The 15201-nt window shown below is 33.1% G+C and carries 9 protein-coding genes; all 9 read left to right on the top strand.

All coding sequences use genetic code 11. From position 1 onward, the window contains the following. The first annotated feature begins 138 nt into the window (after positions 1 to 138). The 9 genes from ACHRVL_RS22345 to ACHRVL_RS22305 all read left to right on the top strand — a co-directional run bounded on the left by ACHRVL_RS22345 (position 139) and on the right by ACHRVL_RS22305 (position 15041). Positions 139 to 723, top strand: coding sequence for an ACP phosphodiesterase (locus tag ACHRVL_RS22345; protein WP_395415473.1), 585 nt, complete (start codon positions 139 to 141; stop codon positions 721 to 723). A 35-nt stretch (positions 724 to 758) separates the two neighbouring features. Continuing rightward, entirely contained in the window at positions 759 to 2438 is a 1680-nt protein-coding gene (ggt, locus tag ACHRVL_RS22340) for a gamma-glutamyltransferase (RefSeq protein WP_395415471.1), read from the top strand. Positions 2439 to 2524: 86 nt separating this feature from the next. Further along, positions 2525 to 4309 carry a chloride channel protein gene (locus ACHRVL_RS22335; RefSeq protein ID WP_395415470.1) on the top strand — a complete coding sequence of 595 codons (1785 nt, stop codon included), beginning with the start codon at positions 2525 to 2527 and terminating at the stop codon, positions 4307 to 4309. A 162-nt stretch (positions 4310 to 4471) separates the two neighbouring features. Continuing rightward, entirely contained in the window at positions 4472 to 7303 is a 2832-nt protein-coding gene (uvrA, locus tag ACHRVL_RS22330; protein ID WP_395415468.1) for an excinuclease ABC subunit UvrA, read from the top strand. A 101-nt stretch (positions 7304 to 7404) separates the two neighbouring features. Next, a complete protein-coding gene (locus tag ACHRVL_RS22325) occupies positions 7405 to 8313 on the top strand; it encodes a hypothetical protein (protein WP_395415467.1) in 909 nt (302 codons plus the stop codon). Between the two features lie 202 nt (positions 8314 to 8515). After that, positions 8516 to 8686 carry a hypothetical protein gene (locus ACHRVL_RS22320; RefSeq protein WP_395415466.1) on the top strand — a complete coding sequence of 57 codons (171 nt, stop codon included), beginning with the start codon at positions 8516 to 8518 and terminating at the stop codon, positions 8684 to 8686. A gap of 60 nt (positions 8687 to 8746) precedes the next feature. Further along, complete coding sequence (locus ACHRVL_RS22315) at positions 8747 to 9475, top strand: TIGR00730 family Rossman fold protein (protein WP_089054389.1); 729 nt, start codon at positions 8747 to 8749, stop codon at positions 9473 to 9475. A 216-nt stretch (positions 9476 to 9691) separates the two neighbouring features. Beyond that, positions 9692 to 12442: an aminopeptidase gene (locus ACHRVL_RS22310; RefSeq protein ID WP_395415465.1), complete on the top strand. Its 2751-nt coding sequence runs from the start codon at positions 9692 to 9694 to the stop codon at positions 12440 to 12442. Between the two features lie 187 nt (positions 12443 to 12629). Beyond that, a complete protein-coding gene (locus ACHRVL_RS22305; protein WP_395415464.1) occupies positions 12630 to 15041 on the top strand; it encodes a thiamine pyrophosphate-dependent enzyme in 2412 nt (803 codons plus the stop codon). The last annotated feature ends 160 nt before the right edge of the window (positions 15042 to 15201 follow it).

Here is a 15201-nt window from a genome sequence, read left to right as displayed (position 1 = left end):
TTAAGAAGTCGAGATTTCTTAAGTGATGTAACCATTTCATAAAATACCAGACAATTTTATAACAAAATCATTTAAAAAAGTTTTTATACTTTTACAAGAGCGAACTTAGCACTTTAGAACCTTAGCACCTCACAAAAAATGAATTTCCTAGCCCATATATATCTTTCTGGTGAAAATGATTTAATCAAAATTGGCAATTTTATGGCCGATGGCATTCGTGGGAAACAATTTGAACATTTCCCTGATGATGTCCAAAAAGGAATACTGCTGCATAGATTCATTGATACTTACACCGATTCGCACGATACGTTCAGACAAAGCACTAAACGTCTTCATGAAAAATACCATCATTATTCTGGGGTAATTGTTGATATTATGTACGATCATTTTTTAGCTAAAAACTGGAAAAAATACTCGGATGAAAAACTCGATCATTTCATTAATCGTTTTTACAGATCATTGCATGAAAATTACCCAATTCTTACTGAAAAAACACAGAACTTAATGCCAACAATGATTCGGGAAAATTGGCTTTGGAGTTATCAAACTATAGACGGTATTCAGCATATTTTAACACAAATGGATCGAAGATCAAAAAATCAGTCCAAAATGCAATTTGCCAGCCAGGAGCTCAAAGAATTCTATCCAGAATTTGAACGTGAATTTGATCTTTTCTTTAAAGATGTTCAAGCGCAATCTAAACAAAAATTACTTTCATTATAAAATCAAATTGATCTTATAAAAACTCTTATTTAATCATGAAAAAAATCACCTTTATATTCTATTTTATTTCCATTTGCAGTTTTGCACAAACTTCAAAACAAACTGGATTGGTTGTATCTAAAGCTATGGTAGTTTCTGCTCGAGAAGAAGCTTCTAAAATTGGTACTGCAATTATGAAAAAGGGAGGAAATGCTTTTGATGCTATGGCCGCAACAGAGCTTGCTCTAGCAGTTGCATACCCATATGCAGGGAATATTGGCGGAGGCGGTTTTATGGTTTACCGCAAAGCAAATGGCGAAGTTGGGAGTTTAGATTACCGTGAAAAAGCACCTTTGGCAGCAACAAAAAATATGTTTCTAGACAAGGATGGAAATGTTATAAAAGGCAAAAGTACCGAAACCGCATTAGCAATTGGTGTACCTGGAACTGTTGCGGGAGTATTTGCTGTGCATAAAAAACTAGGTTCTCTGCCTATGTCTGAAATTTTAAAGCCTGTAATTGCTTTAGCCGAAAGAGGTGTCGTAGTAACTCAAAAACAACAAAAACAACTTGAAAATTACCATGATGCCATAGTAAAAGCAAATGGCCCAAATACGCTTATGGCGAAAGAATTTAAAGAAAAAGACACCATCAAATATCCTGCTCTTGCTAATACTTTAAAACGAATTCTAAAAAATGGAAAAGATGAATTTTATAAAGGAAAAACTGCTCAAATATTAGTAGATTATATTCAAAAAAACGGCGGTATCATCACGCTTAAAGATTTAGCAAGTTATGAAGCCAAATGGAGAAAACCATTGCAGTTTAATTACAAAGAATTAAAAATTACTTCAATGTCACCGCCAAGCAGCGGTGGTATTTGTCTGGCTCAAATTATGAAAATGATTGCTCCTTATGATTTGTCAAAAATGGGACACAATTCAGAGCAGGCAATTCAAGTCATTGTAGAAGCCGAAAGAAGAGCTTATGCAGATAGAAGTCAATTTTTAGGAGATCCTGATTTTGTTAAAATACCAGTAAAAGAACTTTTAGATGCTGCGTACTTAAAAGAACGCATGTCGACTTTTAGTTTTGACAAAGCTAGTTTATCATCAGAAATAAGAGAAGGCGAAATTAAATACAGCGAAAGCACCGAAACAACACATTACTCTATTATAGATCAATTTGGGAATGCTGTTGCTGCAACTACAACCATAAACGATGCCTTTGGATCAAAATACTATTGCGATGAATTAGGCTTTTTCTTAAATAATGAAATGGATGATTTTAGTGCAAAACCCGGCTCGCCAAATATGTTTGGATTAGTTGGAAATGATGCCAACAGTATTGCACCGCAAAAACGAATGCTGAGTTCAATGACTCCAACTATCGTTGAGAAAAACGGAAAATTATTTATGGTTGTAGGTACACCAGGCGGTTCTACTATTATAACTTCTGTATTGCAAACTATTTTAAATGTTTACGAATTTGGTTTAGGAATGCAGGAAGCTGTAAATGCACCTCGTTTTCACCATCAATGGCTTCCAGACATTATTACTTTTGAACCTCACACTTTCAGTACAAAAACATTCGAAAGTTTAACTGCTAAAGGTTATCTGATTAATGAAAAAACAACTCCTGTAATTGGAAAGGTTGATGCTATTTTGGTTTTACCAAATAAAAAACTTGAAGGAGGCGCCGATTTTAGAGGAGATGATAAAGCCGCTGGTTTTTAGTCTGAAAAAGATTTAAGCAGAAAGATTACGCAAATTTGAATGTTTAAAACTAAATTTGCACCTCACCTGAAATTTTAAAAAAAATAATGATAAAAAGACTTTTTCGAAGACTAGAAAGTATAATTGCTTTGTCGCAATCTGTTATGACACCAAAGCAATTCATTTTTTTATCAAGTGTTTTGGTAGGTATTTCATGTGCATTTGCTGTAATTGTTTTAAAGACATTTGCTCACAGTGTTTTTTCATTTGCAACATACATCAACGGAACTTTAAAACTGAGTTTCATCAATAGTATTCTGCCTATAATTGGTATTTTATTAACCGTTTTTGTGATCAACAAAGTTCTAAATGGAACAATCCAAAAAGGAACATCACAAATTTTATACGCAGTTGCCAAAAAAGCAAGTATCATCCCGAAAAAACAAATGTATGCCCAAATTATTACCAGCTCGTTAACAGTTGGTTTAGGAGGTTCTGCAGGTTTAGAAAGCCCAATTGTTGTAACTGGTGCTGCTTTTGGTTCAAATTATGCTCAAAATTATAAATTAGCTTATAAAGACAGAACCTTACTTATTGGCTGTGGCGTTGCGGCGGGAATTGCAGCGGCGTTTAATGCCCCAATTGCCGGTGTTCTTTTTGCTATCGAAGTTTTATTGGTCGATGTAAGTATTTCTGCCTTTACGCCTATTATGATTTCAGCCGCTACAGGAGCTTTAGTTTCGGCAATTGTATTAGATGAAAGCATTTTATTATCCTTTAAAAAACAAGAAACATTCGATTTCCATAATATTCCCTTTTATATCATTTTAGGATTATTAACAGGTTTTATGGCTGTTTATTATTCTCGAAATTTTCAAAAAATAGAACATTATTTTGCCGAATTAAAAATTGGACCTTATAAAAAAGCATTAATAGGTTCCTCAATTTTAGCACTTTTAATCTTTATTTTCCCAACACTATTTGGTGAAGGCTATGAAAGCATCAAAACACTATCTGAAACTGATCCCGGAAAACTGTTAGACAATACTTTGTTCGAAAGTTTTAGAAACAATCAATGGGTTTTTCTTTTATTTGTGGGTTGTACCATGATGGTAAAAGTATTCGCTTCTGGACTTACAATTGGAAGCGGCGGTAATGGAGGAAACTTTGCACCTTCACTATTCTTAGGCTCTTATTTAGGATATTTCTTTTCAAAATTTATAAGTTTAATCGGTTTATCGCATTTACCAATCAGCAACTTTACAATGGTTGGAATGGCAGGTATTTTGAGCGGTTTATTTCATGCACCATTAACTGCAATTTTCTTGATTGCCGAAATAACTGGAGGTTATGGCCTAATGATTCCGCTTATGATTGTTTCCTCTATTAGTTTTGCTATTTCTAAACGTTTTGAAAAATATTCGCTTGACGTAAAAAACTTAGCAAAAAAAGGACATGCCTTTACCAGCAATAAAGATTCTAACATTCTTTCGACTTTAGACATTGATTCTATTATACAATGCGATTATTTAACCGTACATCCTGAAGACCATTTAAGCAAACTAGTTGATCTAATTTCGCATTCAAATCAAGTCGTTTTTGCAGTTGTGAATAATGAAAAAGAACTCCTAGGAATTGTGCATTTTAATGACATTCGCGAAATTATATTTAATGCATATCGTGTAAAATACACTTTGATTAAAGATGTGATGAAAACACCAGCCGCAACAATTTCATCGTACGACAGTATGGAAATTGTAATGAGCAAATTCGAAAAATCAAAATCAGCATTTTTACCCGTTTTACGAAATGACAAATATTTTGGCTTCATCTCCAAATCTATAGCACTCGAAGCCTATAGAACAAAATTAAAATCCATGACAATAGAATAACCTTAATATCGGATACGTTAAAAAAAAATAATATATGAATCCGACAAAACGAAAACGCTAGTTCAAACCAGCGTTTTTTTGTTACTAATTGTAACATAAAGTTTTGCAGTCTAGTACAAAAAGAACAAATCAAAGTGGTAACTTTGCGTTTTGCTCAAAATTATGCTAGATAAAGACAACACTATTGAAGTTCTTGGTGCAAGAGTTCATAATCTAAAAAATATCGATATTTCAATTCCGCGTGAAAAACTTGTTGTTATAACAGGTCTTTCAGGTTCGGGAAAATCTTCTTTGGCATTTGATACCATTTATGCCGAAGGACAGCGTCGTTATGTCGAAACTTTTTCGGCTTATGCCCGTCAATTTCTTGGCGGATTAGAACGTCCAGATGTAGATAAAATTGACGGACTTTCGCCTGTTATTGCAATTGAACAAAAAACAACCAGTAAAAGTCCACGTTCAACCGTTGGGACTATTACTGAAATATACGATTTTCTTAGACTTCTTTATGCTCGTGGTGCTGATGCTTACAGCTACAACACCGGCGAGAAAATGGTTTCTTATTCTGATGAACAAATTAAAGACTTGATTATTCAGGATTTTAGTGGAAAACGAATAAATATTCTCGCACCAATTATTAGAGCTAGAAAAGGACATTATGCCGAGTTATTTCAACAAATTACCAAACAAGGATTCTTAAAAGTTCGTGTAAATGGCGAAGTACAAGATTTAGTTTCTGGAATGAAATTAGATCGTTACAAAACGCACGATATTGAAATTGTTGTAGACCGAATGGTTATCGAGAACACCGAAGACAATCAGAAACGATTGGCTGAAAGTATTAATACTGCCATGCATCATGGCGAAAACGTATTGATGATTTTAGATCAAGATTCTAATGAAGTTCGTTATTTCAGCAGGAATTTAATGTGTCCTTCAACCGGAATTTCTTATCAAAATCCAGAACCGAATTTATTTTCATTTAACTCGCCAAAAGGTGCTTGTCCGCATTGTAACGGATTAGGAACTGTACATGAAATTAATGTTAAAAAAATTATTCCAAATCCAAAATTATCAATTAAAAGTGGTGGTTTTGCTTCGCTTGGCGAATATAAATCTTCTTGGATCTTTAAACAATTAGAGACCATCGGAGAAAAATTTGGATTTAAAATCACCGATCCAATCGAAAAAATTCCCGAAGAAGCCATGACAATGATTCTTTATGGCGGAAAAGATAAATTTACAATAAACTCAAAAGATCTTGGCGTTACGCGAGATTATAAAATTGATTTTGAAGGAATTTCAAACTTCATAAAAAATCAATATGACGAAAGCGCAACGACCAGCATAAAACGTTGGGCAAAAGATTTTATGGACGAAATAAACTGTCCAGTTTGCGAAGGCTCACGTTTAAAAAAAGAAGCACAGTTTTTTAGAGTCAATGAAAAAAATATTACAGAATTATGTAATATGGACATTTCTGATTTAACGGCTTGGTTTCAAGACTTAAACAGTCATTTATCTGAAAAACAGCTTTTAATAGCTTCTGAAGTTGTCAAAGAAATCAAAGATCGTTTAAACTTCTTGATGAATGTTGGCTTAAATTATTTGGCTTTAAGCCGAAGTTCAAAATCTCTTTCTGGCGGAGAAGCACAGCGTATTCGATTAGCAACACAAATAGGTTCACAATTGGTTGGCGTTTTATATATTTTGGATGAACCAAGTATTGGTTTACACCAAAGAGACAATGAAAAACTAATCAAATCTCTAGAGCAATTACGCGATATTGGAAACTCCGTTATTGTAGTAGAGCACGATAAAGACATGATCGAAACTGCTGATTATGTTATTGATATTGGTCCGAAAGCAGGAAAATACGGCGGCGAAATCATCAGCATTGGAACTCCAAAAGAAACTTTGGCCTCTAACACCATTACTGCTCAATATTTGAACGGTAAAATGAAACTGGAAATTCCGAAAAAGCGCCGCGAAGGAAACGGAAAGTTTTTAAAACTAACTGGAGCCACAGGAAATAACCTAAAAAATGTTTCGATAGAAATACCTTTAGGTCAATTAACTTGCGTTACAGGAGTTTCAGGAAGCGGAAAATCGACTTTAATAAATGAGACGCTTTATCCTATTTTGAACGCTTATTATTTTAATGGCGTAAAAAAACCACAACCTTATAAAAAGATTGAAGGCTTAGAACATATTGATAAAGTTATCGATATCGACCAAAGTCCAATTGGAAGAACGCCGCGTTCAAATCCAGCCACTTACACTGAGGTTTTTACAGAAATCAGAAACTTGTTTACCATGACTTCTGAAAGTATGATACGTGGTTACAAAGCAGGACGTTTTAGCTTTAACGTAAAAGGCGGACGTTGTGAAACCTGCGAAGGTTCTGGTGTAAGAACTATCGAAATGAACTTTTTACCAGATGTTTACGTAGAATGCGAAACTTGTCAAGGCAAACGTTTTAATAGAGAAACTTTAGAAATTCGATATAAAGGAAAATCTATTTCGGATGTTTTGGATATGACAGTCGATGAAGCGGTTCCGTTCTTTGAAAACATTCCGAAGATTTACAGAAAAGTAAAAACCATTCAAGATGTTGGTTTAGGATATATCACACTCGGACAGCAAAGCACAACGCTTTCCGGCGGTGAAGCACAACGTATTAAATTAGCTGGAGAATTATCTAAAAAAGATACAGGAAATACCTTATATATTCTAGATGAACCTACAACTGGTTTACACTTTGAAGATATTCGTGTTTTGATGGATGTTATCAATAAATTGGTAGATAAAGGAAATACGATTTTAGTTATCGAGCATAATATGGACGTTATTAAACTTGCGGATTATATTATTGATATTGGTCCTGAAGGAGGAAAAGGCGGCGGTCAATTAGTAGCAAAAGGAACTCCAGAAGAAGTGGCTAAAAATAAAAAAAGTTATACGGCCAAGTTTTTGAAAAAGGAATTAGAGTAATAAACAGATCTTTGTCAAAGTTTGAAACTTTGACAAAGATTCTTACTATTGTTATATTTTAATACTAATTATTTTATATTTTAGTTTTAAAAACATAGAATATGAAATCAATTTTATTATTCATTGCAATATTATTATTCTCATTCACTGGTACTTCACAAACAAAAAAAGACAGCCTCAACAAAATTGTCCGTGAACGAATCAATACTATTCAAGAAACACAATCTGATAATCCTTATTTCACAAAACAAGAAATTGAAGAGGAATATGCAAATGAAAATAATACATTTCAAGCTTTAGCTAAACCCAGTGAGAATAGTGATTTAGCTAACTACTTTAAAATTTACTTAGAATCTAACCTTTTAAAAAAGATTGATTTCTCTACAATTAAATCTTCTTACATGTACAAAAAAATTTCAAATAATAAATTTAATTATACCATTAGATTAACTTTTGAAATAAATAAAAAAAAGAAACCAACTAATTTTCGCATCAATACAGGAAATAAAGAATTAGACAGAAAAGTTATTGAAATTTTTAAAAAATATCCTTTAGAAAAATTAGCACTTTCAGAAGCCGACAAGCATGGAAAAATCAGCATTCAACTATTTGTCAAAGAAAATAAAAACATCATAATAAAAGCAAGTACATTTGCTGTTGTTGATCAATTACCGATTACAAAAGGCTGCGAAAATCTTCAAACAAACTGGGAAGTCAATAACTGTTTGTATGAAAAACTAAACGAATATATTATACAGAATATTTCACTTAAAACCATTAGTGAACAGGATCTGAGAGGCGAAATCATTTTTAGTCCACGATTTTCTATTAATCCTGAAGGAAAGATTGTTAAAGTTAATTGTATAGCCCCCAATCGCATTATAAAAGATGAGATTGATCGCGTAATATCGTCATATGATCAAATATTGACTCCAGGAACTAGAAACAATAAACCTAAAAATATGTATTGCGACACTTACAGAACACTAACTATTAAAGATTTGAATTAAAAACAGCAATCAATAAACTCTTTTTTACTTTTCAGTTGTTTCACGCTTAAAGTTCATATAACTTTAATTCTTTGATAATGACCCAAAAACAAAAAATCAATATTTTTATTATACTTGATTTAGATTATAAACTTCCGTTTTTGTAACAATTCTAAAAAAAAGAGTTAATTTAGTAACCGCTTTTTTTCAAAATTTCAAGTATTTGAAGAAAGATGTTTCGATTAAACTAATTGTTTATTCGGAACCAACTGCCCTAGCCCTGATGGGAGCGGCATCTCCCGATTTAGAAAAGCAAGACTTTTTAGCCGTAGTTTTTGTTTATCGGAAATATAGTGGACAGCAGGACACGAGCAATAGCGAACTGACGAAGTAAATAGCTCTTTCCTTCGTCCACGCAAAAAAACAAATAGAATAATAAATTAAAATACCTAAAATGAGATTAGAAGATTTTGATAATGACGAGGACAAAGTAATTCAAGACCGTTTGAAACAAAAAACGTGGAATGAAATTAGAACAAATGACAGCTGGGCGATTTTTAAAATCATGGCCGAATTTGTAAATGGTTACGAAAGCATGGGACGTATTGGTCCGTGTGTATCTATTTTTGGTTCTGCGAGAACAAAACCAGACGATAAATATTATTTATTGGCTGAAAAAATTGCTTATAAAATCAGCAAGGCCGGATATGGCGTAATTACCGGTGGAGGGCCTGGAATTATGGAAGCTGGAAACAAAGGTGCGCATTTAGGAGGCGGAACTTCTGTTGGACTAAATATTGAATTGCCTTTTGAGCAGCACTTTAATCCCTATATCGACCACGACAAAAACCTGAATTTCGATTATTTCTTTGTGAGAAAAGTAATGTTCGTAAAATATTCGCAAGGTTTTGTGGTTATGCCTGGAGGTTTTGGAACTTTGGACGAAATGTTTGAAGCAATTACCTTGATTCAGACTAAAAAAATTGGAAAATTCCCAATTATTCTAGTTGGAGTTGAATTTTGGTCTGGTTTGATCGACTGGGTAAAGACTGTTTTAGTTGAAAAAATGCATACTGTAAGCCCTGAAGATTTGAACTTATTTAAAATCGTAGACACTGAAGATGAAGTTGTTGACGTTTTAGATAAATTCTACAAGAAATATGATTTGAGTCCAAACTTCTAATGTTTGAATTCTATATTAGTATAAAAAAGAGAAGCTGTTTTTTAAAACAGCTTTTTTTATGCTATTTTTACATAAAACCAAAATAACAGAACACACGTACATTAAAGATACAGTCCAAAATTTTACGCCAAATTCTTGAAATCATTATCTAAAATTATAATCCTTATTTTTGTTTTATTCAGTTCAGTAAAACAATACGGCCAACATCAATCTAAGATGGAAGTTGCGGTAAATCTTGAACTTAAAACACTAAATATCAAGCAGGATATTACGTATCGCAATACTTCTAACGATACTTTAGTTTCTATAGTTTTGAATGACTGGAACAATGCATTTTCAGATAAAAACACACCGCTTGCCAGACGTTTTTCGGATGAATTTTACAGAGGTTTTCACGTGGCTAAAACAACAGAAAGGGGAAATACAACGATTTTAAACCTGACTGATACTGATTTTATGGCACTTGAATGGGAACGAACTGTCAAAAATCCTGATTTTATTGTGGTCAGATTAAACCGAAAGCTGCGTCCAGGAGAACAAATTGATCTTCATATTACCTATATTGCCAAAATTCCGAGTGACAAATTTACGCACTACGGTTTTGATCAAAATGGAGGAATGAACTTAAAAAATTGGTTCTTAAGCCCTGCCCGTTTTGAAAATCACCGTTTTACAAAATACAATAATTTTAATCTTGATGACATTGCAAACGCCGTTACAAATTATCAAGTTGAAATAAAAGTACCAGTCAACTATTCGATTACTACCGATTTAAACTCGGTTTCAAAAGATGTTTCAAATCCTTTGTTCAGCACGTATTCTTATTCTGGAAATAATAGAATCGATTTTAATTTAATTATCGAAAAGCAAAATAATTTTAAAAGTTACAGCAATGGTTCTTTGGAAGTTCTTTCAGATTTAAGCAATAAAAAAATCAGCGAAACTCAAAAAGCAATTGTTATTAATAGAGTTACCGCTTTTGCTAACGAGTTCATAGGAAAATATCCACATGAAAAAATCACTGTTTCGCAAGCTGATTACAATCGAAATCCGTTTTACGGACTCAATCAGCTTCCTTCCTTTATAAGTCCGTTTACAGATGAGTTTATGTTCGAAATTACTTTTTTCAAAACCTATCTTAACAATTATCTAAAAAATAGTCTTCGTCTTGATCCTAGAAAAGACAACTGGATTTTTGATGGAATTCAGATTTACGCCATGATAAAATACATGGAAGAGAATCATTTAGATCAAAAAATGCTGGGCAATCTTTCTAAAATGAAACTCTTTAACAGCTACAACATTACCAATTTAACTTTTAATGAGCAATACAGCTATTATTATATGCTGATGGCTCGTAAAAACTTGGATCAACCTCTTGGAGATCCCAAAAACACTTTAATAAAGTTTAACGAACAAATTGCGAGTAAATACAGAGCTGGTCTAAGTTTAAGTTATTTAGATGATTATTTAAACCATAACATTGTACCTGAAAGTGTACAGGAATTTTACAATCTGAACAAAGAAGAACAAACAAATCGATATGATTTTGAAAAAATATTAATTAATAAAAGCCCTAAAAAAATCGATTGGTTTTTTAAAACAATTATCGATTCTCGTGATATTATTGATTACAAATTTTCGAGCGTTTCTAGAACAGCAGACAGCATTGCTTTTTCGGTTAAAAACAGAACGGGTATTTATGCTCCAATTCCTATTTTTGGACTTAAAAAAAATGAAGTTGTTTTTAAACAGTGGATTGAACCTCAAAAAAACGATTCGGTTTATCATTTTGATCGTAAAAATGCCGACAAAATTGTCATAAACTACGACAACGAAGTTCCTGAGTTTAACCAGAGAAACAACTGGAAGTCGTTAAAAACGCTTGCCATTACCAATCGTCCGATAAAATTTAATTTTGCAAAAGATCTAGAAGATCCGTACTACAATCAGATCTTATATATCCCTACGCTATCGTACAACTTATACGATGGCTTTACGCCTGGAATGCGTTTTCATAATAAAACCATTCTTGACAAACCGTTTACATTTGATATTACTCCTGCCTATTCGATTAAAGCCGGAACTCTCTCAGGGTCATCGGCTTTTGTTTGGAGCGAAAATTATCGTCACAGCACCTTGTACAATGTTCGTTACTCTATTAGTCAAAACTATTATCATTACGCTCCAGACGCCACTTATTTGCGTTTGAATCCAATGGTTCAATTTAGAATTCGTGAAGAAAATTTTAGAGACAATAGAAAACAGCTGTTTATGTTTAGACAAGTAATTGTAAATCGAGAAGCAAGTACTTACATAACAGACAATTCTAAACCAAACTACTCTATTTTTAATGCCAGGTATTCTAATACAAAAACAGAACTGATTAATCATTTTAGTTATATGAATGATATTCAGTTTTCAGGAGATTTTGGAAAACTTTCTGGAGAGGTAGAATACAGACGTTTATTTGAAAACAATCATAAATTAAATTTAAGGTTATACGCCGGAACTTTTATTTACAACACAACAAATTCGGATTATTTTAGTTTTGGTTTAGACAGACCTACAGATTACCTTTTTGACTATAACTTTTTCGGAAGATCAGAAACCACAGGATTTTTCAGTCAGCAGTATGTTATGGCCGAAGGAGGTTTTAAGTCTAAACTTGCACCTGCATATGCTAACCAATGGATGACAACTCTAAACGCCAGCTATGCAATCTGGAATTGGATTGAAGTTTATGGCGATATAGGTTTATTAAAAAACAAACACCAAAGTGAATATTTTGCTTATGACAGCGGTATTCGGTTAAATTTAGTTCCAGACTATTTTGAATTATATTTTCCAGTTTATTCTAATAATGGCTGGGAAATCACCCAAAATAAATACAATGAAAAAATTCGATTCGTAATTACCTTCTCGCCAAAAACATTAGTTAATCTTTTCACCCGAAAATGGTTTTAATTGAATTAATTTTAAACAAAAACATAAATAATTATCATTAAAATAACGAAAACAATAAAAATAACATAAATAAAATACGTAGTTTTTTGAATTTAAATACAAATAATTAAATTATATTTATTTTAAAGAATTATGATTATTAATTGTTTTTAAGTAATTTCGCAGTCTCAACATGACCCACAAGATTATGATAAAAGAAAAAAGCAATACTACTTTAACCTTTGAAGATTTCAAAACTGAAGTATTGAACGACTACAGAATTGCAGTTACAAGTCGTGAATGTAGCCTTTTAGGTCGTAAGGAAGTTTTAACAGGAAAAGCCAAATTTGGAATTTTTGGCGACGGAAAAGAAGTGCCGCAGCTAGCAATGGCAAAAGCCTTTAAAAATGGAGATTTCCGTTCTGGTTATTACCGCGATCAAACTTTTATGATGGCCATTGGAGAATTAACTCCACAACAGTTTTTTGCTGGTTTATATGGTCATACTGATTTAAATTTTGATCCAATGTCTGCAGGAAGACAAATGGGCGGACACTTTGTTACGCACAGTTTAAATGAAGATGGATCCTGGAAAAACCTGACTAAACAAAAAAATTCAAGCTCAGACATATCACCTACAGCTGGACAAATGCCAAGATTATTGGGATTAGCACAAGCTTCAAAAATTTACAGAAACGTTGACGGTATTACTATCAAAGACAATTTCTCGGTAAATGGAAACGAAGTGGCTTGGGGTACTATTGGAAATGCAAGTACATCTGAAGGTTTGTTTTTTGAAACCATAAATGCTGCAGGAGTATTACAAGTTCCTATGGTAATGAGTGTTTGGGATGATGAATATGGTATTTCTGTTCACGCGAGACATCAAACTACAAAAGAAAACATCTCTGAAATCTTAAAAGGATATCAACGTGATGAAGATTCTAAAGGATATGAAATTTTTAGAGTAAAAGGCTGGGATTATGCTGAATTAGTTTCTACATATGAAAGAGCCGGCGCTATTGCTCGTGAAGAACATATTCCAGTTTTAATTCACGTTAACGAATTAACGCAGCCACAAGGACACTCTACATCAGGTTCTCACGAACGTTATAAAAATGGTGAACGATTAGCTTGGGAAAGAGATTTCGATTGTATTCGTCAGATGCGTTTATGGATGATTGCAATCAATATTGCATCTCCAGAAGAACTAGCAGAGATTGATTTTGAATTGAAAAAAGAAGTTCTAGAAGCCAAAAAAGAAGCTTGGAACTCTTTCATCAATCCAATTATTGAAGATCAAAAAAATCTTTTGGCTTTATTGGAACAAATTGCTGAAGCAAGCATCAACCATAAAGACAGAATTAAAAAATACATTTCAGAATTAAGTGCGATAAAAGCACCTTTAAAAAAGGAAATTTTAGTTTTTGCTAGAAAAATTCTTCGTTTTGTTGAAGTCCCAAACAGCAAAATGCTTTTATCAAACTGGATTACTAATTATATAGCAGTTACTCAAGAAAAATTCAGCAGTAATTTACATTCTGAATCTGAGCAAAATGTATATTCAGTAAAAAAAGTTTTACCTGAATATGGAGAAAATGCAAAAGCAGATTCTGACGGTCGAATGATTCTACGTGATAATTTCGACGCATTATTCTCTAAATACCCAGAAACTTTGATTTTTGGTGAAGATGTTGGAAACATTGGTGATGTTAACCAAGGTCTTGAAGGAATGCAGGAAAAATACGGAGAACTTCGTGTTGCCGATGTCGGGATTCGTGAAGCAACTATCCTTGGACAAGGAATTGGTATGGCTTTAAGAGGTTTACGTCCAATTGCTGAAATTCAGTATTTAGATTATCTATTATATGCTATACAAATCATGAGTGATGATTTGGCTACATTACAATATAGAACCGTTGGAAAACAAAAAGCGCCATTAATTATCAGAACCCGCGGACACCGTTTAGAAGGTATCTGGCATTCTGGTTCTCCTATGGGAATGATCATTAATGCGATTCGTGGAATTCACGTTTTAGTTCCAAGAGACATGACACAAGCTGCAGGATTCTATAATACTCTTTTAGAGTGCGACGAACCGGCTTTAGTAATTGAATGTCTTAATGGTTACCGTTTAAAAGAAAAAACACCTTTAAACTTTGGTGAATTCAAAACACCAATTGGTGTTGTCGAAACCTTAAAGGAAGGTTCTGATATTACATTAGTTTCTTATGGATCAACTTTAAGATTGGTACAGCAAGTTGCAACAGAATTATTAGATTTAGGAATTGATTGTGAAGTAATTGATATTCAATCGTTACTTCCGTTTGATATAAACAAAGACATTGTAAAAAGTATTGCCAAAACAAACCGTCTATTAATAATCGACGAAGATGTTCCAGGTGGAGCTTCGGCCTTTATCCTGCAACAAATTTTAGAAGAACAAGACGCTTACAATTATCTTGACAGCAAACCACAAACACTTGCTGCAAAAGCACACAGACCTGCTTACGGAACTGATGGCGATTATTTCTCTAAACCTTCAGCCGAAGATATTTTTGAGAAAGTATACAGCATGATGAACGAAGTTAATCCTTCTAAATACCCTAGTTTGTACTAAGGATTTTTAGAATGTTTTAGATAAAAAAAAGCTCCAAATATTTTGGAGCTTTTTTGTGTTTTAAAAAGTGAGCATAAAGTTTGTCATTTCGACCGAAGAGAGAAATCACACTCGGAATTCGACAAAGATTGGAGAAATTCTGTTCGGAGTTACTAATGCG

Origin of the sequence: Flavobacterium sp. FlaQc-28, from assembly GCF_044007415.1 — a bacterium.
In the GTDB taxonomy this organism is placed as follows: Bacteria; Bacteroidota; Bacteroidia; order Flavobacteriales; family Flavobacteriaceae; genus Flavobacterium.
The sequence above is the reverse complement of the archived record's forward strand: the minus strand, read 5'-3'. Positions and strand labels throughout refer to the sequence as shown.